This window comes from Neisseria sp. P0019.S002 (assembly GCF_051957155.1).
GTDB classification, from domain to species: Bacteria; Pseudomonadota; Gammaproteobacteria; order Burkholderiales; family Neisseriaceae; genus Neisseria; species Neisseria perflava.
Map to the genome: position 1 here is coordinate 296,985 of NZ_JBQCWS010000001.1, position 26,629 is coordinate 323,613.

At 51.9% G+C, this 26,629-nt stretch carries 22 protein-coding genes; 10 read left to right on the plus strand and 12 right to left on the minus strand.

All coding sequences use genetic code 11. The features are described from left to right. Positions 1-214 precede the first annotated feature (214 nt). On the minus strand, positions 215-3,835 hold the full coding sequence (tdfG, locus tag ACTHTY_RS01400; RefSeq protein ID WP_440366227.1) for a TonB-dependent receptor TdfG: 3,621 nt from the start codon (positions 3,833-3,835) through the stop codon (positions 215-217). A gap of 254 nt (positions 3,836-4,089) precedes the next feature. Next, positions 4,090-5,430 (minus strand): bifunctional 3,4-dihydroxy-2-butanone-4-phosphate synthase/GTP cyclohydrolase II, encoded by a 1,341-nt coding sequence (ribBA, locus tag ACTHTY_RS01405; RefSeq protein WP_070585768.1) that lies wholly within the window; start codon positions 5,428-5,430, stop codon positions 4,090-4,092. Positions 5,431-5,620: 190 nt separating this feature from the next. Here ribBA and ACTHTY_RS01410 point away from each other — a divergent pair, with 190 nt between their 5' ends. After that, positions 5,621-6,232 carry a DUF4230 domain-containing protein gene (locus ACTHTY_RS01410; RefSeq protein WP_440366228.1) on the plus strand — a complete coding sequence of 204 codons (612 nt, stop codon included), beginning with the start codon at positions 5,621-5,623 and terminating at the stop codon, positions 6,230-6,232. A 65-nt stretch (positions 6,233-6,297) separates the two neighbouring features. On the opposite strand, the gene ACTHTY_RS01415 is transcribed toward ACTHTY_RS01410, so the two are convergent. Both ACTHTY_RS01415 and tsaE read right to left on the minus strand, forming a co-directional pair. Continuing rightward, positions 6,298-7,545: an N-acetylmuramoyl-L-alanine amidase gene (locus ACTHTY_RS01415; RefSeq protein ID WP_440366229.1), complete on the minus strand. Its 1,248-nt coding sequence runs from the start codon at positions 7,543-7,545 to the stop codon at positions 6,298-6,300. Continuing rightward, positions 7,533-8,003 (minus strand): tRNA (adenosine(37)-N6)-threonylcarbamoyltransferase complex ATPase subunit type 1 TsaE, encoded by a 471-nt coding sequence (tsaE, locus tag ACTHTY_RS01420; RefSeq protein ID WP_440366230.1) that lies wholly within the window; start codon positions 8,001-8,003, stop codon positions 7,533-7,535. The genes ACTHTY_RS01415 and tsaE overlap by 13 nt, the downstream gene beginning before the upstream one ends. Before the next feature lie 171 nt (positions 8,004-8,174). Here tsaE and pheA point away from each other — a divergent pair, with 171 nt between their 5' ends. The 3 genes from pheA (at position 8,175) to prfH (ending at position 11,435) form a co-directional block, all read left to right on the plus strand. Beyond that, positions 8,175-9,263, plus strand: coding sequence for a prephenate dehydratase (gene pheA, locus ACTHTY_RS01425; RefSeq protein WP_070712296.1), 1,089 nt, complete (start codon positions 8,175-8,177; stop codon positions 9,261-9,263). Between the two features lie 397 nt (positions 9,264-9,660). Next, positions 9,661-10,794, plus strand: coding sequence for an RNA ligase RtcB family protein (locus ACTHTY_RS01430; protein ID WP_440366231.1), 1,134 nt, complete (start codon positions 9,661-9,663; stop codon positions 10,792-10,794). A gap of 2 nt (positions 10,795-10,796) precedes the next feature. Beyond that, positions 10,797-11,435, plus strand: coding sequence for a peptide chain release factor H (prfH, locus tag ACTHTY_RS01435; protein WP_440366232.1), 639 nt, complete (start codon positions 10,797-10,799; stop codon positions 11,433-11,435). Positions 11,436-11,516: 81 nt separating this feature from the next. Here prfH and ACTHTY_RS01440 read toward each other — a convergent pair whose 3' ends face one another. The 6 genes from ACTHTY_RS01440 to ACTHTY_RS01465 form a co-directional block, all read right to left on the minus strand. Further along, on the minus strand, positions 11,517-12,746 hold the full coding sequence (locus ACTHTY_RS01440; RefSeq protein WP_070607767.1) for an HlyD family type I secretion periplasmic adaptor subunit: 1,230 nt from the start codon (positions 12,744-12,746) through the stop codon (positions 11,517-11,519). Positions 12,747-12,834: 88 nt separating this feature from the next. Continuing rightward, positions 12,835-15,048, minus strand: coding sequence for a type I secretion system permease/ATPase (locus tag ACTHTY_RS01445; protein WP_440366233.1), 2,214 nt, complete (start codon positions 15,046-15,048; stop codon positions 12,835-12,837). Positions 15,049-15,091: 43 nt separating this feature from the next. Further along, positions 15,092-16,321: a TolC family protein gene (locus ACTHTY_RS01450; RefSeq protein WP_440366234.1), complete on the minus strand. Its 1,230-nt coding sequence runs from the start codon at positions 16,319-16,321 to the stop codon at positions 15,092-15,094. 303 nt (positions 16,322-16,624) lie between these two features. After that, entirely contained in the window at positions 16,625-17,884 is a 1,260-nt protein-coding gene (locus tag ACTHTY_RS01455) for an RsmB/NOP family class I SAM-dependent RNA methyltransferase (protein ID WP_440366235.1), read from the minus strand. Between the two features lie 36 nt (positions 17,885-17,920). Continuing rightward, complete coding sequence (locus ACTHTY_RS01460) at positions 17,921-18,790, minus strand: DUF1853 family protein (protein WP_440366236.1); 870 nt, start codon at positions 18,788-18,790, stop codon at positions 17,921-17,923. Positions 18,791-18,830: 40 nt separating this feature from the next. Continuing rightward, positions 18,831-19,646 (minus strand): RNA methyltransferase, encoded by an 816-nt coding sequence (locus ACTHTY_RS01465; protein WP_128582951.1) that lies wholly within the window; start codon positions 19,644-19,646, stop codon positions 18,831-18,833. Positions 19,647-19,821: 175 nt separating this feature from the next. On the opposite strand from ACTHTY_RS01465, the gene ACTHTY_RS01470 reads away from it, so the two are divergent. The 6 genes from ACTHTY_RS01470 (at position 19,822) to ACTHTY_RS01495 (ending at position 24,522) form a co-directional block, all read left to right on the plus strand. After that, positions 19,822-20,607 carry an inositol monophosphatase family protein gene (locus ACTHTY_RS01470; protein WP_440366237.1) on the plus strand — a complete coding sequence of 262 codons (786 nt, stop codon included), beginning with the start codon at positions 19,822-19,824 and terminating at the stop codon, positions 20,605-20,607. 264 nt (positions 20,608-20,871) lie between these two features. Beyond that, positions 20,872-21,675, plus strand: a complete 804-nt coding sequence (gene proB / locus ACTHTY_RS01475) for a glutamate 5-kinase (protein ID WP_440366238.1) — start codon at positions 20,872-20,874, stop codon at positions 21,673-21,675. A 9-nt stretch (positions 21,676-21,684) separates the two neighbouring features. After that, a complete protein-coding gene (locus ACTHTY_RS01480; protein ID WP_440366239.1) occupies positions 21,685-22,935 on the plus strand; it encodes a glutamate-5-semialdehyde dehydrogenase in 1,251 nt (416 codons plus the stop codon). An 87-nt stretch (positions 22,936-23,022) separates the two neighbouring features. After that, a complete protein-coding gene (gene grxD / locus ACTHTY_RS01485; protein ID WP_003681608.1) occupies positions 23,023-23,334 on the plus strand; it encodes a Grx4 family monothiol glutaredoxin in 312 nt (103 codons plus the stop codon). A gap of 146 nt (positions 23,335-23,480) precedes the next feature. Further along, positions 23,481-24,107, plus strand: a complete 627-nt coding sequence (gene upp, locus ACTHTY_RS01490; protein WP_003746048.1) for a uracil phosphoribosyltransferase — start codon at positions 23,481-23,483, stop codon at positions 24,105-24,107. 97 nt (positions 24,108-24,204) lie between these two features. Further along, positions 24,205-24,522: a DUF2322 family protein gene (locus ACTHTY_RS01495; protein ID WP_188213688.1), complete on the plus strand. Its 318-nt coding sequence runs from the start codon at positions 24,205-24,207 to the stop codon at positions 24,520-24,522. Between the two features lie 61 nt (positions 24,523-24,583). Here ACTHTY_RS01495 and trxA read toward each other — a convergent pair whose 3' ends face one another. Continuing rightward, the gene (trxA, locus tag ACTHTY_RS01500) at positions 24,584-24,916 is read right to left on the minus strand and encodes a thioredoxin TrxA (protein ID WP_440366240.1); all 333 of its coding nucleotides are present in this window, start codon (positions 24,914-24,916) and stop codon (positions 24,584-24,586) included. A 126-nt stretch (positions 24,917-25,042) separates the two neighbouring features. Then, entirely contained in the window at positions 25,043-26,608 is a 1,566-nt protein-coding gene (locus ACTHTY_RS01505) for an ABC transporter ATP-binding protein (protein WP_440366241.1), read from the minus strand. Positions 26,609-26,629: the final 21 nt, after the last annotated feature.

Sequence of the window (26,629 nt, forward strand, 5' to 3'; positions counted from 1 at the left end):
GCGTTAAGCAGATAACGAAAGCCAATACATCGGAAAGGTGTATCGGCTTTTTTCAGACGGCATGAAATAGAAACGAGTAAAACAGTATGGTTATATTGTTGCTTTAGCGTATTTCTAAATGACTCAATTTAAAATCGATATTTAAAATTTAGTAACCATTCATTCTGACGGTAGCGGTAATGAGCTGTATTGCTGAGTACGATGTATTTAAGCCTTAAAACCTACCCTTGATGCCGAAGGTAATTGTCCTGCCCGGGCTGGGAACCGGGGTGCTGGACATCGGGTCTAGGTAATAGCGGTTGGCAAGGTTGGTTACGCCGAAGTTCAAGTCTATGTGCTTCCCTATGCGGTAGCGGGCATAGGCATCGAGCAGGGTGGAGGCATGCCAGCCGTAGGGTTTGCCGTTGCGCTCATACACCTGCCCCGCGCCGTCGGCAATCAGCTTGTCGTAGTTTTTCCGCTCCGCCTTGCTGTGATGGATGGCGCGCATGCCCAGTTCCAATTTTTCATTAAAGAAGCGCGTGCCGACATCAAGGGTAAGCGAATATTTCGGCTGCAAGGACTGGAAGAAGCGGCTGAGGCCGAAGCCGCCTTCGAGGCATTCGGGTACGCGTTGGAGGTAATAGTCAAATTTGAAGGCGATACTCTTGTCGCACACCATATGTTTCAAGCGGTAAGTGCCGCCGAAGGAGGCGAAGAAGCGGCCGCTGTCGAGGCGGCTTTGCAGCTCCACCCCCTTGCTGATTGCCTTGTCGTATTGGATCATGCCGCCGTCCATATTCGAGGTGTCGATTTGGTTTTTGATTTTGTTGCTGTAGTAGGTGAGGCGTAGGTCGCCTTGGCGCAGTTTGGCGAAATGTGGGGCGAAATTGAAGTTGTAGCCGATTTCCCAGTTGGTGCTTTTTTCCGGCTTCAGGCTGTATTCGGCCACGGTCTCGCTGCCGTACAGCCCGCCGCCGCCGGTGGCGGCGGTCAGTTCGTAAAGGCTGGGGAAGCGGCTCATGCGGGCATAACGGGCGAAGAGGCGGTGGTTGTCGGCAAGATCGTAGCTGACCGCCAGCATGGGCGCCCAAGAATGCGCGCGCTGTTCCTGCGGCATGCGCCAGCGTTCGGCTTCGCCGAATGGATGCCGGATCCAAGCGGTACGATTGTAGCGGTTGCCGTATTCCAGTACCTGATCATTGCTGGTCTCTGACGGAATTTGGTTTTCATTGGCCATACGTTCCATTTCTTCGCCTACCGGGTCGGTCATGTAGATATGCGATCCTGGGATATAGCGGCGGTAGCTGCCGCCCTTGCCCTGTGGGTTGTTTACCCTTTCGCGGTACATTTCCGGCGTAATCTGCACTTTACCGTGATCAAATTTGCCTGCAACCATTGGGATAATTTGCTTGCGGCGCAGGACGTAGAGTACACCGTTGTTTTTATCCGCTTGGTAACTTTGAAACAGGCTGCCGTCGGCTTTGCTGTAAAGCCGTGTTCCCGAGACGAATGTATCGCCCGGATGGTAGTCGTAGCCGTTTTTTTCCTTAAAGCGGCGGTTGAGCTTTTGATATTCTTCAACCTGCCCCCCGATTCTATCAGGGTCATAAAGCTGCTCCATCCGCCGCTGGCTGGCAATATCTTCTTCATCCGCCAATTCAAAATACGGCATCATCAGGCCGGTAACATAGCTGTCCGACCCCAGGCCGTACTGATACCAGGGGTTGCGTGCGGCACGCTGCCGCGCCAGTTCGATATTGCGTCCTTTAAAGTTCTGATAGCGCACGCCCGCCTGTATGTTCAGGCGGGAAGTCGGTTTCCAATCGAAGACCAGGTTCGCGCCCCATTCGCGCTTTTTCGCCGACTGCGGGCCGCCCAAGGCCGCCATGCGGGTCAGTACGCCGAAAGTATTCATCAAATCATTGCTGTCGGCGGTATCGGTGCGTTCTTCCAGCGTTTCGCGCTGGTAGTCGGCGGCGAGGGTGAGGCTGAGTTTGTCGGAAAGGCGGAAGCGGTTGCTGAGGTTGAAGCCGTTGCGGACGACGTCGGTACGCTGCCGCGCGCCGGGAACGATGATGCGGTCGGGATGTTCGATGTAGTAGCGTTCCTGATTCAGCTTTTGCTTCAGTTCGGCCAGGTTCATCAGCCTGCCGATTTGGTTGGTCTGGTCGGTCATCACATTTTTATCGGCGGGCGTGATGGCGTAGTAGCCGCCCGTATGCCCCATCCAGCGGTCGGTAATCGCACGGTTTTTTTCATCGTACTGGGCCAGCCTGCGGGCGATTTTGTCGGGCGTGTCTTCTATCATGCGCAGCACTTCTTCATGGGTTCGTGCCGAACCGTAGGCGTTCCACGTCATCGCGTCTTCGCAGCTTTCCGTTCCAAGACCGGGAGCCGGCCGTTTGCGTATGTTGCACCAGTACCAGATGTCGTAGTCAAAATCGGGGACGGTAACGCCGACGACGGGGCCGCCGCTCTGATGGCGGTTGCTGTCGGTCTTCACCCGCCACATATCGGCCTGAAAATCTATCCATTTGTTGTCCTGCGGCTTCCATTCGTAGCCGATTTTGTAGGTTTTGCTGTCGATTTTCGTGCCTATGCCCGGTGCCTGCTGCGCGGGGGCATTTAGGGATTGTTCGCTGAAACCGAGTATCCATGCCGTTATCAGGGGGTTGATTTCGCCGAAGCCGATTTTGTTGTCCATATATTGCAGGCTGATTTTTTGGTTATCCGGCAGATACCAGTTGTTTTTCAGCAGCAGGGTTTTGGTGTCGGTGTGGCTGTTCATAATTTCTTCGCCCGGCCGGAACAGGACGGCCATATTCGGCACCAGGCTGGCGGAAGATTTGCAGAGCATGTCTTTTTCCCGCCATGATTTGTCAGGATACTGGTCGTAACAGGCATCCGCACCGTAAATGGGGTTGTTGAGGTAGCTTCGATAGCCGCGTTTGCCCGCGTAGTAGTTACCTTTTTGACGGTGGCTGTATGCGGCAAGGCCGTCTGTAATGTCGGTTTTGAAGGCGGCGGACAGCATCAGCTGCCTGTCGTCTTTGAAGTTGGTGTGGCTTTTACCGCCCGAGAATTTCGTGTCGGCTATGCCTTCGTCCAACAACAGGGCGGTGGGGGAAGGTTTGCCGGTATAGCCGGTCAGCACGTCCGCCATACCCGATGTGCCGTCCGCCGTCGCGCCTATGGGAGAGAGGGTGCGGTAGTCGCGGCCTAAGAATTGGCGCAAGTCGTTTTTCTGCGCCACGGTGTTGCCGGAAAACTCGGTTTTGACTTCGATTCCCCAATTTCTTCCTTCGGGAATGATGTCGGAAGGTTCGATGGTGCGGATGGACATCGCGCCGCCGACACCCGATTTCACGCCGCGCGTGAGGGCGGGGCTTTTTTCCACCGCGATGCTGCGGAACAGGGCGGGATCGAGGTAGTTGCGGTCGCCCACGCCGTAGTTGTTGAGCCAGACATCGACCGTCTGCTCCGTGCCGTCTAGCGTTACGGGGATACGGCCTTTGCCGGTGATGCCGCGTATGTTGGGCGTAATCGCGCCGCCGGCGGTGCGGGTATTCATGTTGTACACGCCGTTTAAGCCTTTGAGTACGTCGCCGGCGGATTGGACACGGTAGCGTTCGAGGTATTCTTTGCCGACATAGGCGTTGGAGACGTTTTTGTAATACACGTCGTCCGCGCCTTTTTGGTCGCTGGTACGTTTGCCACTGACAACAACGGTATCCAATTCTTGGTATTGTTCTGGTCGAGCTGAGGTTTCGATGGTATTGGCAACGGTTAATGTACTGAATGCGCTGGCAAGGCTGAGAATGATTATTTTGGGTTTGGGAGTAAAAGCAGACATAGTTTCTCTTTGTTAAGAACTTAATATAAGAGGTTAAAATACTCTTTTATATAAAAAATATAAAATTTTTAAATATTATTAATATTTATCTAATAATTGATTATTCTTATCATTATTGAAATAATTTAATAAATAGTCTTTTTTATTGTGATTTTATTTGGATCATATTCAGATAAATAGAAATATGAAAAGGCCGTCTGAAAACTTTCAGACGGCCTTTTGTTTCATTTGCTTTGAGAGTTAATCAAGCAAGATTATTTTTCAGCTTCTTCAAAGCCGACGACTTCGAGGCCGAAGCCGGTGAGGCCGGTGAAGGATGAAGGCTGGCCGAGGACGCGCAGTTTTTTGACATTGAGGCCGGCGAGGATTTGTGCGCCTATGCCGTAGCTTTTGCTGTCCCATTTGTAGGCTTGGTTTGCGCCTTTGGGCAGGGTGCGGTCGAGCAGGGTGGCGCCGTCTTCGGTACGGTGCAGGAGGATGACTACGCCGCTTTCGGCTTGTTGGATGCGCTCAAGGGCTTTGGGCAGCGACCATGAGTGGCGCGGGTTGGCTTGGATGAAGTCCATGACGCTGAAGGGCTCGTGGACGCGGACGAGGGTTTCTTCGTCGGCGGAAGGTGTGCCTTTGACAAGGGCGAGGTGGGTTTCGCCGGAGAGTTTATCGACGTAAACGTGTTGTTGGAACTCGCCCCAAGGGGTTTGTACGGGGGCGTTGCCCATGTCTTCGAGCAGGCTTTCGGTACGGCTGCGGTATTCGATGAGGTCGGTAATGGTGCCGATTTTGAGATTGTGTTCTTCGGCGAACTTCATCAGTTCGGGCATGCGCGCCATGGTACCGTCGTCGTTGATGATTTCGCAGATGACAGCGGCGGGAATCAGGCCGTTCATTTGTGCCAGGTCGACGCCGGCTTCTGTGTGTCCGGCGCGGACGAGTACGCCGCCTTTTTGGGCGCGCAGTGGGAAGATGTGGCCGGGTTGGACGATGTCTTCGGGTTTGGCGGATGGGGAAACGGCGGTTTGAATGGTCAGGGCGCGGTCGGCGGCGGAAATGCCAGTGGTAATGCCGTGGGCGGCTTCGATGGAGACGGTAAAGTTGGTGCCGTATTGCGCGCCGTTTTTCTGGGTCATCATGGGCAGGCCGAGTTTTTCGACCATTTCGCCGTCCATCGGCAGGCAGACCAGGCCGCGTGCGTTTTTGATCATGAAGTTGATGGCTTCGGGGGTAACGAATTGGGCGGCCATCAGCAAGTCGCCTTCGTTTTCGCGGTCTTCGGCATCGGTGATGATGACCATTTTGCCGGCTTTGATGTCTGCTAGGATTTCGGGGATGGTGGAGATATGGGACATGGTATTTCTTTCTTGGCTGATGGTGGGGGCGTGGCGGTCTTGATGGTCTTGATCCAGCCACATATCGGGCATATTGGCTGCCTGCTCGATTTTTCGGGCTTTTTTCTCGCCGAAAGATTTGTTTTTCAGCAGGGCGGACAGCTCGCCTTGGTTGATGGCGATGGCTTGGGCAAACTTGGTCTGCTGGCCGTTGTGGTGTTGTGTTATCCATTGCCGCAGGTTGTGGCGGCGCAGGTCGGTGGTATTCATGATGAGATGAAATTGAATTGTGTGTAATGGATTGTAGTCTTGTCTTTACCAAAAGGCAAACTTTGTTTGTTGAGATTTTTTTATTACTTTTTAGTAATGAAATTTATTGTTTCAGACGGCCTGGGTATGGCTTGAAATTGACGGTTTTGGGAGAATATGGGGAATGTTTTGATGATTATTTTAATGGGGAATGTTTGAAATGAAAATGCTTGGACGCGGATTGGTCGTGCTGGTGTTGTGTGCGCTGACGGCTGTGGGCGGCTGGTTTTATGCCCTGCATGGTCAGAACGAAGAACATCAGGTTTTGTCCCGTGAGGGGGTTTTGATGCAGATTAAGCAGATGAACCGCTTGGAAAGTACGGCATTTTATATCGATACGATTATCCGTACGGAGAAAAAAGGGGATTGGCGCAGGCTGTGGCAGGATTCGCAAAGCGGTATTTTTATTGTGCGCGGTAAGGTGTTGGCCGGTTTGGATTTGGACAAATTAGGCGCGGACAATGTCAATATTGTGGACGACAAGGTCTTAATCAGCCTGCCGGCGGTGGAAATCTTGAGCGTGGATTTGGAAAATATCGAAGTGTACGATATTCAGACCGGCTCGTTTAATTTGCTGCCTATGGATAAGTCGGTATTTAAGACGGTGCAGGAAGAGGCGAAACGGCAGGTATTGCAAAGCGCGTGCAAGGCTGAGATTTTGGAACATGCCAACCGTCAGGCGCAAATGCAGTTGGAAAACCTGTTTGCATTGACGCAGACAAAAGTATCGGTGTATCCGACAGCGGTAGGGAAGTGCGGTTAAATAGATTGCTTGAAAAGATAAGGCCGTCTGAAAAATTTTCAGACGGCCTTTGTTTTATTAAGCCATTAACTGCGTCGTAAAACGGCGGTATTGATGTATTTTTGAATACCGGTGGCAATGGCTTGGGCGCATTGTTGGCGGAAGGATTCGCTGCCGAGCAGCCGCTCTTCGGTAGGGTTAGAGAGGAAGGCGGTTTCCACCAAAATGGACGGAACATCCGGCGCGCGGAGGACGGCAAAGTTAGCTTCGTCAACGCGGCCTTTGTGTAATTGGTTGAGTCTGCCCAATTCGGTCAGGACAGAATGGCCGAGCTTGCGGCTGTCGCGCAGGGTCGCGGTTTGGGTCATGTCCAAAATGGCGTTGTCGACATTGGGGTTGCCGCTGGTTTGTACGCCGCCGATGGCATCGGCGTTGTTTTGGGTTTGGGCAAGGAATTTTGCCGCCGAGCTGGTTGCGCCTTTGGTATTGAGCATATATACGCCGGTACCGCGAGCGGACGGGCTGGTAAAGGCATCGGCGTGGATGGATACGAATACGTCGGCATTGCGCGCACGGCCTTTGGCAACGCGTACGCCCAATGGGATAAAGATGTCTTCGTTGCGCGTCATAAATACGTTGTAACCCAAGGCTTCGAGGTGTTTTTTGGTTTCGCGTGCGATGGAGAGTACGACGTTTTTTTCTTTGAGACCGCTCGGGCCGATTGCGCCGGGGTCTTCGCCACCGTGACCGGGGTCGATCATAATCACGGGACGGCGGTTTCCGCCGCTGCCGCGATTGTTTTTAGGGGCAGGGGTGTCGTATGCGATATTGGTATTTTGACGTTGTTTGGGAATATTGCCGTTGAGCAAGGCCATCATCGGGTCGTTGGCATCTGCGCCGTGCGGATAGAGGTCGATAACCAAGCGGTTTCTGAAGTTGCCGACGGGGGCGAGCGCAAAGACTTGCGGATGGGTGCTTTGTTTGAGGTCGATGACGATACGCACGGTATTGGGCGTATTTTGACCGGCACGAATGCTGCGGATAAAGGGATCGTTAGACAGCACTTTGCTGGAAATGCCTTGCAGGACGCTGTTGATTTCCGCTCCTTGAATATCCACGACCAACCGGCTGGGGTTGTCCAACATAAAATGTTGGTATTTCATCGAGTGGTTGCTCTCAAGGGTAACGCGTGTGTAGGCGTTCGCCGGCCAAATGCGGACGGCAAGGAATTGCGCAGGAGAGGCCGGTTTGGCCAATGCGGCACCAACGGGCGTGAGGGTGAGAAACAGTCCTGTGCCTTGACGGAGAATGTGTCTTCTAGTTAATTTGACCATGATTCTAAACTTTTTCGGCCTTGGTTTGTGTGGGCGGAAAAGGTGCAGGTTCTGCCCTTATCGGTGTACGTCAATGTAATGGTAATGTCTGCCGGAGGCGTGAATTCCCCGCCTTGCTGCGGCCATTCGATGAAGCAGATGCTATCGGGCGCAAACAATTCGTCCAAACCGGCATCTTCCCATTCCTCGGGCATGGTAAAGCGGTAGAGGTCGAAATGGTGGAGGGTGAATGTATCCAGCGGATAAGATTCGACAATGGTGTAAGTCGGGCTTTTGACTGCGCCCGTATGTCCCAGTCCGCGCAAAATCCCGCGTGTCAGCGTGGTTTTGCCTGCACCCAGCCCGCCTTCAAGATAGATGGTCAGCGGAGCGGAAAGCTGCTTGCTCCATTCTTCACCCAGTTTCAGGGTTGCTTCTTCATCGGGCAGAAAACGGGTGTACAGTCCGTTTGAGTGCATGGAATAGGCCTTGTCGTTCAAAAGGCTTAATTATGATGGAATTGGCGGCGTTTGCAAACCTGATAGACGATAAAGTTAGATAAAGATAGTGTTGAGGCCGTCTGAAAACGGAATTCAGACGGCCTTTAATGTTAAAATGAAAATATCCCTCACAAAATTGCGAGACAGCTTATGCCTTTATCCATAGACGAACAATTATTGCCGCACCGCAATGCCATTGACAGCATCGATGCGGAAATCCTCCGTTTGCTCAACGAGCGCGCCAGTCATGCGCATGCTATCGGCGAATTGAAAGGGACAGGCGCGGTGTACCGTCCTGAGCGGGAAGTGGCCGTTTTGCGCCGGATTCAGGATTTGAACCGAGGCCCTTTGCCGGATGAATCGGTCACCCGGCTGTTTCGCGAGATTATGAGCGAATGTTTGGCAGTGGAGCGTCCGTTGACGATTGCCTATTTAGGCCCGAAGGGAACATTTACCCAGCAAGCCGCCATCAAACATTTCGGCCACGCCGCACATACCATGGCGTGTACCACCATCGACAACTGCTTCAAACAAGTCGAAACGCGCCAAGCCGATTATTTGGTGGCGCCGGTAGAAAATTCGACAGAAGGCTCGGTGGGGCGCACTTTGGACTTGCTGGCCGTAACTGCGTTGAAAGCCTGTGGCGAAGTGGTTGTCCGTATTCATCACAATCTGCTGCGTAAAGACAGCCACGAAATCGGCGGCATTACCAAAGTTTTCGCCCATGCCCAAGCCTTGGCGCAATGCAACGACTGGCTCGGCCGCAACCTGCCCAATGCCGAACGTATCGCCGTAGCCAGCAATGCAGAAGCAGCGCGTTTGGTTGCCGAATCAGATAGCCCGAATGTGGCCGCCATTGCCGGACGTATCGCCGCGGAAATTTATCAGTTGAGCTTTGCCGCCGAGTGTATCGAAGACGAACCGAACAACACCACGCGCTTCTTGGTGATGGGCCATCAAGAAACCGGCCGCAGCGGCAACGACAAAACTTCTTTGGTCGTCTCCGCACCCAACCGTGCCGGTGCCGTTACTTCTTTGTTGCAACCCTTCACCGAGTTGGGCATTTCCATGACCAAATTTGAAAGCCGCCCAAGCAAATCGGTTTTGTGGGAATACCTGTTCTTCATCGATATCGAAGGCCACCAAAGCGATGAAAATGTTCAAAAAGCCTTGCAGCTACTGGGCGAACGCGCTTCCTTCGTGAAAGTTGTCGGCTCTTATCCGACCGTTGTTTTGTAAGGATTATTGGGTATCAAAGGCCGTCTGAAAAGTTTTCAGACGGCCTAAATTATGTTCTCAATAGTTGCCATTTATGCAACATTATTGGCAGATTGATGTCAGTAAGTTTGCATGATTGGAAATGAACACTCTATAATCCGAACGTTTTTAATATTTTCATGCAAAGAAAGGAGCAAGCCATGACACGTAATACTTCAATCCGCTCAATCACATTCTTTGCAGCCCAAGCGTCGGTCTGATTTTCGGATAACGCTTTTCGCATTCCATGTCGCCCGCTTCGGGCTGCTTTCCCTACGATTATCGGCTAGAAACCAGGCCGTCTGAACATTTCGCAGACGGTGGATACCTATTGTCATCAGTTGTCGGTTTCTATCCGTTTTAAAGAAAGCATAAACACATGGGCAACTATCCCCATCATATTCAAATTATTGCCGATTCAAATACATGGATTGAAGGCAACGCTGTCGCACAGCTCGAAACCACCGCCCGATTACCGCATATGTTACGCGTTGCTGGAATGCCGGATTTACACGCAGGGCGCGGTTATCCGATTGGCGCGGCATTTTTCAGCGAACGTCATTTTTATCCTGCCCTGATTGGGAATGACATCGGTTGCGGCATGGCGTTTTGGCAGACCAATTTGCGCGCAGCCAAACTCAAACCGGCCAAACTCGCCAAACAGCTGGGCAATATCGATATGCCGTTGGACAAAGACGAACAGGTCGATTTATTAGGCGACGCTGTTGATATGCGCCAATTTTCAGACGGCCTTGCCGTAGGTACGATTGGCGGCGGCAACCATTTTGCCGAGTTGCAAACCGTTGATACCGTTTATCGCGCCGATCTACTTCCCCCCGATTTTGATGAAAACCATCTGCAACTGTTGGTGCATAGCGGTTCGCGCGGATTGGGCCAGCAGATTTTGCAACGCCATATTGCCGCCTTTGGGCATCAAGGTTTGGCAGAAGGGGGCGAAGCGGCAGCAGCCTACCTTGCCGAACACCAAACAGCCCTTGAATTTGCCAGCCTTAACCGTCGTCTGATTGCGGCCAGAATGCTCGACCGTTGGCGCGCAGAAGGAATATGCCTGCTCGATGTCCATCATAATTTTTTGGAACAAACCGAGATTGACGGCACAACCGGTTGGCTGCACCGAAAAGGCGCAACGCCCACCGATAAAGGCTTGGTCATGATACCCGGCTCGCGCGGCGATTACAGCTATCTGGTCCGACCTGCCGAAGATTGCCAAATTTCGTTGAATACCTTGGCTCACGGCGCAGGTCGGAAGTGGCAGCGCGGCGAATGCAAAGGCAGGCTGTCGCACAAATATACTACCGACAGCCTGCGTCAGACCGAGTTTGGCAGCGTAGTCGTTTGTCAGGATAAGGCCTTGATTTTTGAAGAAGCGCCGCAGGCTTATAAAAGCATCGACAGCGTTATTGCCGCCATGAAAAATGCAGGTTTGATTGAATTGGTCGCGCGGTTTAAGCCTGTTTTGACTTATAAAACCCGTGGCGAGTGTGGAGCGTAAAGATGAAACAGAATACACCAGCGGTTTATCTGCAAATTTCCACCGCGCAAGGGCCGGCAGAGTGCCGTATATTTGCCCGTTTCGTCTTGGGCAAGCTGCTTGCCGAAGCCCAAGCCAAAGGCATTGATGTCGAACTTGTTACCGAAACCGCCGATAAGCACGGCATTTTGTCGGCAACGCTCAAATTGGAAGGGCAGCAAGCCGAAAGTTTGGCACAAACTTGGCAGGGGACGCTCCAATGGATATGCCCCAGCCCTGTCCGCCCGAAACATCCACGCAAAAATTGGTATATAGGCGTTTTCCGCTTGCCCGATATGCCGCAGATGTATGAAATGCCGTCTGAAAACGGAATCGAGTTTCAAACCTGCCGTTCGGGCGGTAAGGGTGGGCAACACGTCAATAAAACCGAAAGCGCCGTCCGTGCTACCCATAAAGAAAGCGGCATTTCCGTGCGGGTCGAGAGCGAACGCAGCCAGCATGCCAATAAAAAATTGGCGGTCATGTTATTGGCGCAAAAGTTGGCGGAGCATCATGCCGGACAGGTAGGAAATTTTGCGCAGGAGCAGCACGCGCAACTCTATCAAGTTGAGCGCGGCAATCCGAAAAGGACGTTTGTCGGAGCTATTTTTAAGGAGAAGTAATTTATCTGCCGGATAAACAGGCATTTAAAACATAAACCAAAGGCCGTCTGAAAACGTTCAGACGGCCTTTTATCGTTTTATCTAGCGTTCGCTCAACGCTTGTTTCATACGCGTAATCGGTTTGATCAGGTATTGGAAGATGGTTTTTTCACCGGTTTTGATGTCCACCGTTGCAACCATGCCCGGAATAATCGGCATAGGTTTGCCGTTTTTGTCTTTCAGGGAGTTGTTTTCGGTTTGGACGAGAACACGGTAATAGACTTGGTTCGGGTCGAGTTTCAGGTCGTTGGCACGGTTTTGCATGGAGTTGCTGACGGTATCGGCACCAACGAGGGTAACTTTGCCTTCCAAACCGCCGTAGATGGAGTAGTCGTAGGCGCTGACTTTAACCAATGCAGGTTGGCCTGCGCGGATAAAGGCGATGTCTTGCGGACGGATATAGGCTTCGACCAGCAGTTTGTCGTCAACCGGGACGATTTGCATGATGTCTTCGCCTGCGTTCACAACGCCGCCGATGGTGGTGACTTTTATGCCTTTGACGATGCCGCGCATAGGCGCGCGGATTTGCGAGCGTTCAACCGGGTCGGCACGCATGGCAACGTTTTCTTTGGATTGCGCCAGCTCGGATTCGGCTTGCAAGAGTTCGTTGTTGGCATCGGCTTTGTAGCGGTTGCGGCGTTCGGAGATTTGGGTGGCCAAATCTGCAGAATCACGGCGCATTCTTAAAAGTTCGACTTCGGAAACCACGCCTTCGGCAACCATAGGTGCGGTAATGGCGATTTCGCGGTCAAGCGCGGCCTTGCTTTGGGAGAGGCCGCTGACGGCGTCGGTCATGGCTTGACGGCGTGCTTTGTAGGCGGCGATTTCGCGACGGCGAAGCTCAGGGCCCACGCTGTCAGGGAAGGAGAGCTTGGTGCCGTAGGCCTCGGCTTTAAGTCGGGCAACGGTGGCTTCGAGGTTTTCGACTTTGGCTTCGCTTTCTCGTAAAACGGCGGAGCTGCGCGTGTCGTCGAGTTTCATCAGAATCTGATCTTTCTCGACCATGTCGCCTTCTTTAACCATGATTTCGGTTACGATGCCGGGGTCGAGGCTTTGGATGACTTGCTCACGGCTGCTGGGAATGATATTGCCGTTGCCGCGGGTCACTTCTTCGACAGGACTGTTGTATGCCCAGACGACGAAGACAACCAGGAAAAGGAAGAATAGGATGATGACCCAAAATTGGCCGCTGTGTTTTTCTTTTTGAAGGGCGGCATTGAGGTCGTTGATGAGGTGTAGGTCTTTGGATTTGACGTTGTTTTCGCGGCTCATAATCGTGTATCTTTATTGTGTTTGGTGGATTTTAACCATTAGTGCAGGCCGTCTGAAAGAGTAAGTAGGTTTCAGACGGCCTTTTGCTTTATTGTGCTGCCGATTGAGGGGCTGTGGCAGCTTGTTGTTGCTGTTTGGCGGCGGCAGCTTGTTGCTGTTGTTGTTTGACGTTGGCTGCTTTGGCCTGTTCGTTTTGCATGAGTTTTTGCAATACCAGGTCGCGCGGACCGTCCATTACGACTTTACCATTGTCCATCACAATGATGCGGTTGACGATTTGCAGCACTTGCGGACGGTGGGTTACCAAAAGCATGGTGCGGTTGCGACCCCATTGGGCGATGGCATTGAGTGCCATACGCTCAGTGGCTTGGTCCAGGCTGGTGGTCGGCTCGTCCAGCAAGACGACTTTCGGGTTGCGCAAGGTCATACGCGCCAGAGCGATGATTTGTTTTTGACCGCCGGACAAGCCTAAGCCGTCTTCACCCAGAGGCATATCCAAACCGCGCGGATGGTTGCGGATGATTTTGTCGAGGCCGAAGCGGTTGAGCGCAGTCAGTAAGTCTTGGTCGGTAGAGTAGCTGCCGGTACGCGCCAAGTCCATGTTTTCACGCAATGTGCCGAGGAACAGGCGTGGCGATTGGCTCAACAGCAGGACTTGATCGCGCAGGAAGTTGGGGTCAAGCTGGCGCATATCGACGCCGTCAAGGGTAACGTTGCCTTTTTCAGTGTCGTACAGACCGCTGGCCAGTTTGAGCATGGTGCTTTTACCGCTGCCGATACGACCCAAAATACCGACTTTTTCACCCGGTTTGATGGTCAGGCGCAAATCTTCGACGGCGCTGTTGTTGTCGGCTTGATATTTGAACGATACGTTTTCAAAGGTAATGCTGCCTTGAACGTTGTCCAAAGTAATGTATTTGCGTTCCGGATTGCGCTCGATAGGGCGGGTAACGATGTCGTTTACGCCTTTGAGGGCAAGTTTGGCCTGTTGGAAGCGGGTGGCCAAACCAGCGATTTGTGCCAACGGCGCCAAGGCGCGGCCGGACAGAATCACGGAGGCAATCAAAGCACCCATGGTAATTCGTTCCGCATGGTTGTCGGCATGAATTAGATAGGTACCGACAACGACCAAAAAGACAGTATTGAGCTGCTGCATGGCAACGGCGAAGTTGACCATGAAGTTGCTGGTGTCCTTGACTTTGATGGAAGAAGCAGAAGTTTTGGCGGTGTATTCATCCCAACGTTGTTGCGCCCAAGATGTGGCGTTGTTGGTTTTCAGGGTTTCGATGCCTTCGATGGCTTCAACGGCAAGGCCGGAGCGTTGCGAACCTTCTTTCATTGATTCGTTGATGTGGCGAGAGAGTGGGCGTTGTACGACAAAACCGACAATCACGACAATCGGAATGATGGTCAAGGGAACGAGTGCCAGTTTGCCGCCGACCATGGAAATCACGAAGATAAACAGCAACAGGAAAGGCAAGTCGACAATAGTCAACAAGCTGGCACTGGTCATGAACTCGCGCACGGCTTCAAATTCGCGCAGGTTGCTGGCGTATGAACCGGAAGAAGCGGGACGGTCTGCCAGACGCAATGCCATCACGCGGCGGAATAAAGCGGAGCTGATGATCAGGTCGGCTTTCTTACCGGCAATATCGGTTAAGTGGCCGCGGATCATCTTGGCGGCAAACTCAAACAAAATCGCCAATACCACGCCGATACTCAATACCCATAAGGTTTCATAGGCTTGGTTGGGAATCACGCGGTCGTACACATTCATCACATACAGAGAGCTGACGAGTGCAAGGAAGTTGATGATGATGGTGGCCAAGATGACTTGGTAGTAGTAGCTGCGGAAACGCCAAATGACTTTCCAAAACCATGCTTTGGGCAAATGGTATTCAGGCAGCTCCGAGCGCATATCGGTAGCCATTTTGGGTTTGATAAACCAGCAGTAGCCTAAATACAGGCCGGAAAGCTGCTCGTGGCTGAGTTCCTGTTCCAAACCGTCAACCTGGCGGATATGGTATTTGCGCTCTTGGCCGGAGCCTTCGATTTTGGTAATGACCGCGGCCTCTTCGTTGTGCAGGATAATCATGACCGGCACGGCGAGCGAGGGGATGTCTTCCAAATTGCGTTTGGATAAGGTGTTTTCAAAGCCGTGGCTGCGCAGGACTTCGACCAGTGAGTGATAGTTGACCTTGAGCTTTTTGTCGCGCACGACTTCGGCGGACAAAGCGGCTTCGGATACGGGCGCACCCAAAAGGCGGGTCACTAAAACGATATGTTCAATGATGGCTTTCATATTTTTTCGCGTAATGTTTTTGGTTTAACCGGCGGATATGGCTTTATTTTTGTGCCAAACCGACCCAGGCGGAGATTTTGGCCTGGGTATTTAAATAGTCGAGCGCCGCATCACGGAAATCGTTGCGGGCGGCAACGTAATCCTGTTCGATGGAGGATAACTCGCTGTATGCGCTCAAAACGTCGGTCAGCGTACGTCGGGCGATTTTAAACTGCAATTCGTACACTTTGATGACTTCTTTTTGGGCGGCGATGTGTTGCGCCGTCAGCGCGGTACGCTGTTCGCTTTCCTGCATATCGATGGCGGAAGTTTGAACGCGTTCGTTCATGTCGCGCAGGATTTGTTCGGACTTGGCTTCTGCGGCAATCAATGATTTGGCATTGCGCTCTACATTGTGTCGTGCGGCAATATCCAACACATTCCATGCAACGTTTAAATAAAGCTGTCTGGTGTTGCGCGTTGCACTGCCTTCCAAATTGAGGGCAGGCAGGCGTTCGGCTTTGGAGGCGTCCAAATCGGCACGGACGCTGTCGCGCTCGGCCAATTGCGCCTGATAGGACGGATTATTGTTGCGGTTGGGATTGTTGAAGCGTTCAGTGATGGATTTCGCCGTGTCGTTTTTAAACGGATCTTCCAAGTCGTTGGCAGTCAGCTGGCGCGAGGTATAGCGGGACAGGCGGCTCAGTGCCAAATCCATGGTGCGGCGTTGTTGGGCAATGATGTTTGCCACTTGTAGTTGGCGCGCGCGCGCTTCAATCAGCTCAGAACGGCGGCCGGCATCATATTTGACGATGGTGTCCAAGTCTTTTAAGAGGTTGTTGTGGCGCGCCAAAGTCTGTTCGTTGAGGATCAGGGTTTCTTTTGCACGCAATGCGCTCAGGTAGAGGCGGCCGATATCGCTGCCCAGCTGCTCTTGGCTTTCGGTGTATTTGTGTTGATAGTATTCTTCGCGGCTGCGGTCGCGGCGGACGGCGGCTTCAATCGCACCCCATGAGTAGATGTTCACGCTGCCGCGCACGCCGATACCGTCATCCATGTCGTTGCTGTTGTATTTATTGTGTTGCGCCAGCACTTTCGTGCCGGTCAGGGTAACGACAGGATAATGGCGCGCACGCGTGGCTTTGGTCGTGCTTTGCGCAGCTTCTTGAGTGGCTTTGGCTTCACGCACAATCGGGTCGCTGATTAAAGCGTCCCTGAGGATGTCTTGCAGGCTGTATGCAGAGGCCGTCTGAAACGGCAACAGACAACAGGCGAGGGCAACGGCTGATGACAATAAACGGGGCTTTGTGGGTGAAGAATAAATATGCGACATGATTTTTAACCAAATGATTTATATATTATCGTTGTCTGTATCGGATATCGCCTGAGGCATGACCGGGCGAATTTTGAACGAGAACACATACATTTACAAAGCATAAAGCATTTTTTCCAGCTTTTCACAATATTCTGATGAAAGGTCGAGATACATGCCTTAAAGTATATTATTGCAAAGCGCGACTATCGTATCTAATGATTTTAATGTAAAAAATCTATCAAAAAGGCCGTCTGAAAGGATTTCAGACGGCCTTTTTCAACCTTAATCCTTGCGTTGCAATACAGCGGCAAAGAAGCCGTCGGTTTGGTGTTCTCCTGAGTTGAGGCGCAGGTATTTTCCGGTATCCAAATCGACCTTCAGGCTTTGCAGCAGTTCGGCGCAGTTGACGAGTTCAAATTCGGGATGTTCGGACAGAAAACGTTCGACTTGCAGCTCGTTTTCTTCCGGTAACACGCTGCAAGTGGCGTACACCAAGCGGCCTTGCGGTTTCACCAGTTTGGATGCGGCATCGAGGATGCTGTGTTGCTGTTCCAAAAGGTTGGCCACGGTCTCGGCGGATTGGCGGTATTTGAGGTCGGGATTGCGGCGCAGCGTGCCTAAGCCGGAGCAGGGCGCGTCCACCAACACGCGGTCGGCTTTGCCTGCCAGTCGGGCAATACGGGTATCGTGTTCGCTGCTGATGCGTTCGGGGTGGATGTTGGTCAGTCCGGCGCGGGTCATGCGCGGTTTGAGGTTGGCAAGGCGTTTTTCGGCGATGTCGAAGGCGTAGATTCTGCCTTTGTTGGCCATTTGCGCGCCGACAGCCAAGGTTTTACCGCCGGCGCCGGCACAGAAATCGACAATGATTTCGCCGCGTTTTGCACCCACCAATAAGGCAAGCAGCTGGCTGCCTTCGTCTTGGACTTCCAGCGTGCCGTCCAAAAACAGTTCGTGTTTGTTAAGCGCGATTTTGTTTTTCAGGCGGATGCCCCAGGGCGAATAAGGCGTTGCCTCTGCATCGGAACTTTCAGCCTGCAACAATGGCAATACTTTATCTCGTTTGCTTTTCAAAGTATTAACGCGGATGTCGAGCGGGGCAGGTTGGTTGATGCTGCGGCCGAAGGCGAGGATTTCTTCTTCGCTCCAATGCCGTTGCAGTTGTTCCACCAGCCATTGCGGCAATTCTGCGGCGGTATTCAGGCCGTCTGAAAACTCGGTTTTACGGGCTTTCAAATTGCCGAGGAACTCTGTTTCTTCTTCATCAAGCAGGTCTTTGATTTGGCTGATGTTGGTACTTCTGCCGAGAACCATTGCGGCGAGAGCGGCTTTGCGCGGCTGCGCGTGCGGACGGCGCAGGGCGGTACTGATTTTTTGATAGTGTCGCAACGCGGCAAAGGCGGTTTCGGCGATTTCGTGGCGGTCTTGGCGGCCGAGCTTTTTGTGTTCGCGGAAATAGGCGGAGAGGACAGCATCGGAAGGCTGTTTGAAAGTCAGCATTTCAGCCAAAACTTTGGCAGTATGGTCGAGTTGTGCGGCGTTCATAATGTAATGGGTTTCTCTTAAAGTTAGTAAAGGGTTTCAGACGGCCTTCATGATGCGTTCGATTTCGTGCCAAAAGCCGTCCGGCCGTAATTCCAAAACGGCAATCAAGCCTTGGTCGATACGGCGGATTTCGGTTTCGCTCAATGTTTCAGTTTCGGCAACTCGCGCAGGGGCGAGGTAGGCCATGCGGTCGAGCAGATGGTAGCGGGCTTCTTGGCGTTCAAACGTATATTCCGCCCAGTCTTGTATATAGATGCCGCGCCAGCCGTATGGGTTAAGTGGCGGCTCAAAAGCATTGAAACCTTGTGGAAAAAATCCGATGCCGCGCACGATGGAAGCAGGAAGTGGATTTTCCGGCAGACCTTGTGCGGTTAAGGTTGCTTTGCCTTGCGGCGTATGCAGCAGCTGGGATTGCTGTACCAATTTGGCGGCTTTGTCCGTCAGCGTGTCTTTAGGATTGAGGCCGCGCAGGTTTTGCACTTGGTCTCCGCCGTAGTATTTGCACGCCAGCTCGATATGGTAGGGCTGTTGGTTGAGGGAAACGACAAAATCCGCAGCCCCCAAAGTTTGGCCGTCTGAAAAAACGGGCAGGTTGTAGGCATGCAGTTTGGCGTGCGGCGCGTTGGCAAACCAAAAAGCCAGCAACTCTTCGGCATAAATGCCGAGACGGTGTCCGAATGGGGCGCGTTGGGCAAGGTAATCCGTCAGCGGCGCGGGATCGGCATCCAATGCCAAAAGGTAACGGAAACCGTGTTTCCCCAATAGTTCGCGCACGCTCAATTCGCAACCGCTTTGCCACAAAGGCGGCGCAGTCAGCAGTGAGGCGAGGTCGCGGACAGGTTGGCTGGTGAGTTTCCACCATAATGCGTCTAGGGCGTAATTCATGCTTATCCGAATATCAGTCATGCCGTCTGAAAAAGCTTGTAATGTTTTCAGACGGCCTCAATCAGTCTTTTTTATGGATACGGTGGCTGACGGTATTGAAAAAACCGCGCAGGATGTCGATGTCTTCGGTTTGCGTGTTGGCGCGGCCGAACAGGCTCTGCATACGGCGCATCAGGCGCTCGCCGTTGCGGCGGTTGAAAAAGCCGATGTCGTTCATCACGCTTTCCATGTGAGCGACCATGCCTTTGATTTGCTCGTGGGTTGCGGCGTGGTCTTCCTGTTGCAGGTGGGTCATGGGCGAATCGGTTTGGCTGAAGATTTCGTAGCACACAACCTGCACGGCTTGGGCAAGGTTGAGCGAGAAATAGTCGGGATTGCCGTTGATGGTCATCAGTCGGTTGCAGGCTTGGACTTCTTCGATGCTCAAGCCGAAAGTTTCGTTGCCGAAAACCAGTGCCACTTTCTCGCCGCGGTTGGCGGCCTGCAGTAATTCGGGCACCAAATCGCGCGGGGTTTGCAGCGGCGCGGTGATTTCTCGGCGGCGGCTGGTCAGGGCGCAGGCGATGGTGGTGTCGGCAAGGGCTTCGTCCAAAGAAGCGACAATGGTAGCATTTTCCAAAACGTCTGCCGCGCCGGAAGCGAGGATGAAACTTTCTTCCGGTAATGTAAACGATTGCGGATGCTCCGGATCGAACACGGGCGGATTCTCCGTCATCGGCGTTGCCATCAGATTGGGGGCGACGATGGTCAATTTGTGCAGGCCCATTGTTTTCATGGCGCGCGCGGCGGAGCCGATATTGGCAGGATGGCTGGTACGCGTGAGGATGATGCGGATGTTGTCCAGATAAGCGGGCAGTGCGGGTTTTTCGGAAGTCATGTTTTGTTTTCTGTTTGTTCGGGAATCAGGTATAATGCGCCATCTTTTTGTTTTCAGACGGCCTTTTTCCATGCCGTCTGAAATGTTCTTTAACAGCATCGGAAACGATTAACAGCCTCTTATGTGCCATGTTCGGCGCATTAGGGCGTATTTTACCTGAATTAGGAAGAAAACCATGAATCCGTTTTTAAATACCGCTTTCAAAGCCGCCCGTAAAGCAGGGCAAATGATGATTCGCGCCGCCGGCAATCTGGATGCCGTCAAAGTAGACAGCAAAGCATTCAACGACTTCGTTTCCGATGTTGACCGCAGTTCCGAGATGATTTTGGTGGAAGCGCTCAAAGAAGCCTATCCTCACCACAAAATCACTTGCGAAGAAGGCGGCTCCCACGGTAAAGCCACCGCCGAGTACGAATGGATTATTGATCCGCTCGACGGCACAACCAACTTCCTCCACGGCCATCCTCAATACGCCATCTCTATGGCACTCCTGCATAAAGGCGTGTTGCAAGAAGCTTTGGTGTACGCACCTGAGCGCAACGATGTATACATGGCTTCCCGCGGCAAAGGTGCGTTGCTCAATGACCGCCGCATCCGCGTTTCCAACCGCATCGAATTGAACCGCTGCCTGATCGGTACCGGCTTCCCTGTTGTCGATCAAAGCATGATGGACAAGTATCTGGCAATTTTAAAAGATTTCTTGTCAAAAACCGCCGGCGGCCGTCGTGAAGGCGCGGCTTCTTTGGATTTGTGTGCCGTTGCGGCCGGCCGTTTGGACGGTTTCTTCGAGTTCAACCTCAAACCTTGGGATATTGCCGCCGGTGCATTGATTGTCCAAGAAGCAGGCGGTATCGTTACCGATATGTCCGGTAATGAAGGCTGGTTGGAAAGCGGCGACATCGTTGCGGCCAATCCTAAAGTATTGGCGCAAATGCTGAAAATTATTTCTGAACACCAATAAGCTTTTGTAGGGAACGGTCTGTATTTATCGTGACAGGCTAGAGTTTCAATAATCGGTAAAAGGCCGTCTGAAACCTGAAATAGGGTTTCAGACGGCCTTTTATTTTGTTGTTAACGGATTCGAATAAAAGCTGAAAATACGGTTTTAAAAGGAGGCATTTTTTAATTTTGTCTGTATTTTCTATTGCTTCGCAGTTATGATGTAGATACGTTTGGCTGAAATAATGCCGCATGCAATCATAAAAATAGAAAGCAGAGGAGAATAATGAAACGAGATTTTGAAGCAGTAAAACGCATTGTCATTAAGATTGGAACCAGTTCTTTGGTGTTGCCAAACGGCAAAATCAATTTGGCAAAAATCGACCAACTGGCTTTTGTCATTTCCAGCTTGGTCAGTAAGGGCAAAGAAATTGTGCTGGTGTCTTCCGGCGCGATGGGCTTTGGGCTGAATGTCCTCAATATGGAAAAACGTCCGGCGGAAATGGCTCAGCAGCAGGCTGTTTCCAGCGTCGGCCAAGTGGCCATGATGAGCCTTTATTCGCAGATTTTTTCCCATTATCGGATGACGGTATCGCAAATCCTGCTGACGCGTGATGTGGTCGAATATCCAGAAAGTTTGGCAAACGTTACCAATGCTTTTGAATCCCTGCTTTCCATCGGCGTCATCCCTATTGTCAATGAGAACGACGCGGTCAGCGTGGATGAGATGGACCATGCGACCAAATTTGGCGATAACGACCGGTTGTCGGCAGTCGTGGCGAAAATCGTTAAAGCCGATTTGCTGATTATGTTGTCCGACATTGACGGTTTGTTTGATAAAAATCCGGCTGTTCACGCCGATGCCAAGCTGCGCAGCCATGTTGCCGATATTACCGAGGAAATTATTGCTTCTGCCGGCGGATCGGGCAGTAAATTTGGTACGGGCGGCATGCTCAGTAAGATTAAGAGCGCGCAGATGATGTTTGAACATCACAGCCAGATGGTGTTGATGAACAGCGCCAATCCGCGCGATATCCTTCAGGTTTTAGATGGCGCGCCTATCGGAACGTGGTTTGCACAAGAGAAATAGGGAGGTTTGATGAGCTATATCGAACAGATGGGCAAGAATGCCCAAAAAGCCAGTAAAACGTTAATCAGCTTGGGAAGCGTGGAAAAAAACAATCTGCTGCGTCAGGTTGCGGCGGCTTTGGTTGAACAGGCTGAGATGATTTTGGCGGAAAATGCCCGCGATTTGGTCGCTGCAAAAGAAAACGGCATTTCGGACATTATGCTCGACAGGCTGCGCTTGAATCATGAACGCATCAAAGGCATTGCGGAAGGTGTTGAGCAGGTTGCCGATTTGCAGGACCCGATTGGGCAGGTTGTCCGCGGTTATACCAATCTGGACGGCTTGAAGATTGTTCAAAAACGCGTGCCTTTGGGCGTGATTGCCATGATTTTTGAAAGCCGCCCGAATGTTTCGGTCGATGCGTTCTCTCTGGCCTTTAAAACCGGCAATGCCATTATTTTGCGTGGAGGTCGCGACGCGATCTATTCAAATACCGCATTGATTGCCGTCATCAGGCAGACTTTGGTAAAAGCGGGAATGGATGCCGATGTGGTGCAGCTGGTCGAAGATACCAGTCATGCTGCTGCCGAGGAATTGATGCAGGCAGTCGATTATATTGATGTGCTGATTCCGCGAGGCGGCGCGCGCTTGATTCAGACGGTGAAAGAGAAATCGAAAGTTCCCGTCATTGAAACCGGAGTCGGTAATTGCCATATTTATGTAGATGACAGTGCCGATTTGGAGATGGCGGTCGATATCGTCGTGAATGCCAAAATGCAGCGCCCAAGCGTGTGTAATGCCGCTGAATCTTTGGTTGTTCATGAAAAGATAGCGGAGGCGTTTTTGCCCAAACTGGAAGAAGCCGTTGCCAAAGTGCATCCGGTCGAATTTAGAGCCGATCAGGAAGCACTGCGTATGTTTAAAAATGCTGTTTTGGCAACCGAGGAAGATTACAGTACCGAGTTTCTTGACTATATTATGTCGGTCAAAATAGTGAAAACAGTGGAAGAAGCCGTCGATTGGATTAACGGCCATACGACGCATCACTCGGAAGCGATTGTGACCCAAAGCATTGCCCATGCCGAGTTTTTCCAAGAAAGCATTGATGCGGCGGCGGTTTATGTCAATGCATCCACTCGGTTTACCGACGGCTTTGTTTTCGGATTGGGCGCGGAAATCGGGATTTCCACCCAAAAAATGCACGCCCGCGGCCCGATGGGTTTGGAAGCGCTGACTTCGACCAAGTTCTACATCAACGGCAACGGTCAGATCCGACGTTGATAAACGCCCCTCAACTTCATCAATTTGCGTATAATGGCGGGAAATTTGATTTTCCCCGAACAACCGATTTAGTAAAAGGAACACACCATGTCCTCTATCCACGATCAAATCAAAGAAGTCGTAACCACCCACCGCGTCGTATTGTTCATGAAAGGCACGAAGCAATTCCCGCAATGCGGCTTCTCTTCCCGTGCCGTACAAATCCTGAATGCGGCAGGTTGCACCGACTATGTAACCGTCAACGTATTGGAAAACGATGCTGTACGCCAAGGCATTAAAGAATACAGCGACTGGCCGACCATTCCTCAACTGTACGTTAACGGCGAATTTGTCGGCGGCTCTGACATTTTGATGGAAATGTACGAAGCCGGCGAACTGCAAGAATTGCTGAAAGCTTAATTATCCACAATATTCCGTAATGTAAAATTGTTGACAAAGGCCGTCTGAAACCCTGATTCAGACGGCCTTTCGCATGAATACGCACTTTGCGCGCCATGCGAAAAAAAGTATAATCCCCCTCCATCAACGCAATTCGGAAAATCAACATGAACGTTACCGTTATCAACCACCCTTTAGTCCGCCACAAACTCACGCTGATGCGTGAAGCGGATTGCAGCACTTACAAATTCCGCACGCTTACCACCGAGTTGGCACGTCTGATGGCATATGAGGCCAGCCGTGATTTTGAAATTGAAAAATATATTATTGACGGCTGGTGCGGCTCTATTGAAGGCGACCGCATCAAAGGCAAAACGCTGACCGTCGTCCCGATTTTGCGTGCCGGTTTGGGTATGCTCGACGGCGTACTCGACCTGATTCCGACTGCCAAAATCAGCGTTGTCGGCTTGCAGCGCGATGAAGAAACTTTGAAACCGGTTTCTTATTTTGAAAAATTTGTCGACAGCATGGACGAACGTCCCGCGCTGATTATCGACCCAATGTTGGCGACCGGCGGCTCTATGGTTGCCACCATCGACCTTTTGAAAGCTAAAGGTTGCCGTAACATCAAAGCATTGGTATTGGTTGCCGCGCCGGAAGGCGTGAAAGCCGTCAACGAGGCGCATCCTGATGTAACCATCTACACTGCCGCGCTTGACAGCCACTTGAACGAACACGGCTACATCATCCCAGGCTTGGGCGATGCCGGCGATAAGATTTTCGGTACACGTTAATTGAAATGTTTAAGGCCGTCTGAAAAGTGTCAAACCTAAACTTTCAGACGGCCTTGTTATATGGTTTGCTTTAAAACCCACATCAGAAAGGACAATCATGAGCTTCCAAGATAATCTGGCCACCATGCCTGCCATCGACCATTTGAGCGGCTTGGATATTCTTGATAAAGAGGGCAATGTGGTTCATCACATTCCCAATGCGCCCGGCAAACAAGGCTCGCTCAAACTTTACCATGCTTTGGCGCAAGAGTTTGATGGTAAACTTGACGCAGCGGCGGCAGAACGCGGCCTGGCATGGTTTGCCGAGCATGTTGCTGATGCCGAAGCCAATCCGGGCAAACATCCGAATATTGATTTGCTGTTTAAAGTGAAGGCTGAAAATGCCAGCCTGATTTTGAAACCATTGGCTGCTTAATGAATACAAAAAAGGCCGTCTGAAAATTGTTTTCAGACGGCCTTTTTATATGCTTAAAGCCTTAAGCGATAGAAGCTTCAACGAATGCAGTCAGTTGGCCTTTAGCCAATGCGCCGACTTTAGTTGCAACGTTTTTGCCGTTTTTGAACACCATCAGGGTAGGGATGCCGCGAACGCCGAATTTGGCAGGAGTGACTTCATTGTCGTCGATATTGATTTTAACGACTTTCAGACGGCCTTGGAATTCGGAGGCGATGTCGTCCAAGATTGGGGCAATCATTTTGCAAGGGCCGCACCATGGTGCCCAAAAGTCCAGCAGTACAGGTACGTCGGATTTCAAAACGTCTTGTTCGAAGCTGGCATCGCTGGCGTGGATAATCAATTCGCTACTCATGTTTGTTTCCTTCTAAATCGGGATTAATAAATATGTTGTTCAGAATAGTGGCAGACAGGGAAAATTTCAAGTGCCGCCACCCGGTAATAGTTTTTTTGAAATGCGTCTATCGTAATCTTTAAAGATTCAGACGGCCTCTTGAACCATGTGGCCGGAGTGTGCAATCAAATGGCGCGTGTAGTCGCTGCTTGGATTGGCAAACACGTTTTCACATTCGCCTTCTTCAACGATTTTGCCGTCTTTCAACACCATCACACGGTGGGAAATGGCGCGGATGACGGCGAGGTCGTGGCTGATGATGATGAAGGCGAGGCCGTATTCTTTTTGCAGGCCGCTGAGCAATTCAAGGATTTGTTGTTGCCATTGGACATCAAGCGCGCTGGTTGGTTCGTCCAATACGAGGATTTTCGGGCGGACAATGATGGCGCGGGCGATGGCGAGGCGTTGGCGCTGGCCGCCGGAGAATGCGTGCGGATAGCGTTCGAGTGCGTCTTCGGGCAGACCGACTTGTTTGAGGACTTCTTGAACGCGGCGGCGCATTTCTTCGCGCGGCATACTAGGCTCGTGAACGCGCAAGGCTTCGGAAACGGTATCAAAGACGTTCATGCGCGGATTGAATGCGCCGAACGGGTCTTGGAACACCATTTGGATTTCGCGGCGCAATTCATGTCGCCATGGCTCGCCGTTGATGTTCAGGCTGCCTTCGGAATCGATAAGGTGCATAACGGCTTTGGCCAGCGTGGTTTTGCCGCAGCCACTTTCGCCGATGATGCCCAATGTTTCCCCCGATTTGAGATCGAAAGAAACGGGGTTAAGAATGGTTTTGTCGCGTTTTTTAAACCAGCCGTCTGATTCTTTGACGGAGAAGGCGATTTGTTCGGCCTTAAGGACGGTGGCAGGGTTTTCAGGCAATGGAGCCACTCGGCGCGTTGTGCCGGCGTTGAGCAGCATTTTGGTGTATTCGTGCTGCGGATTGGCGAAGACTTCGGCTGCTTTGCCGGTTTCGAGAATGCGGCCATTACGCATAACGGCGACATCATCGGCAAAACGGCGCACAAGGTTTAAGTCGTGCGTAATGTAGAGCATAGTCATGCCGTGTTCTTCCTGCAGGCGTGAGAGAAGATCGAGGATTTGGGCTTGGACGGCAACGTCCAAAGCGGTGGTCGGTTCGTCGGCAATCAGGAGCTTGGGCTGGGCGGATACGGCCATGGCAATCATGGCACGCTGGCGTTGGCCGCCGGAAAGCTGGAACGGATAAGCCTGGGCTTTTTGCTCGGGCTGGTGGATGCCGGTTTCGTCCAGGAGTTCGATAGCGCGCGCCCATGCCTGTTTTTTATCCAAACCCAAATGCAGGGACAGGACTTCGGCGATTTGTTCGCCGACGCGCATGACGGGGTTGAGGGCGGTCATGGGTTCTTGAAACACCATGCCGATTTCGCGGCCGCGCAGTTTTTGCAGGGCACGTTCGGGCTGGGTCAGTAGATCGGTTCCGCAATATTTCAGACTGCCTTCAAAGGTAACCATCGGATTCAGGCGCATAATGCCTTGCGACAATACGGTTTTGCCGCTGCCGCTCTCGCCGACCAATGCCAGCTTGCGGCCGGGTTGCAAGGTCAAGTTGATATCGTGCAGGACTTGCTTGCTCGGAAAGGAGCCGTTTAGGTTTTCGATTTCGAGTATAGGTGTCGTCATGGTCGTGGCCGTCTGAAAAGT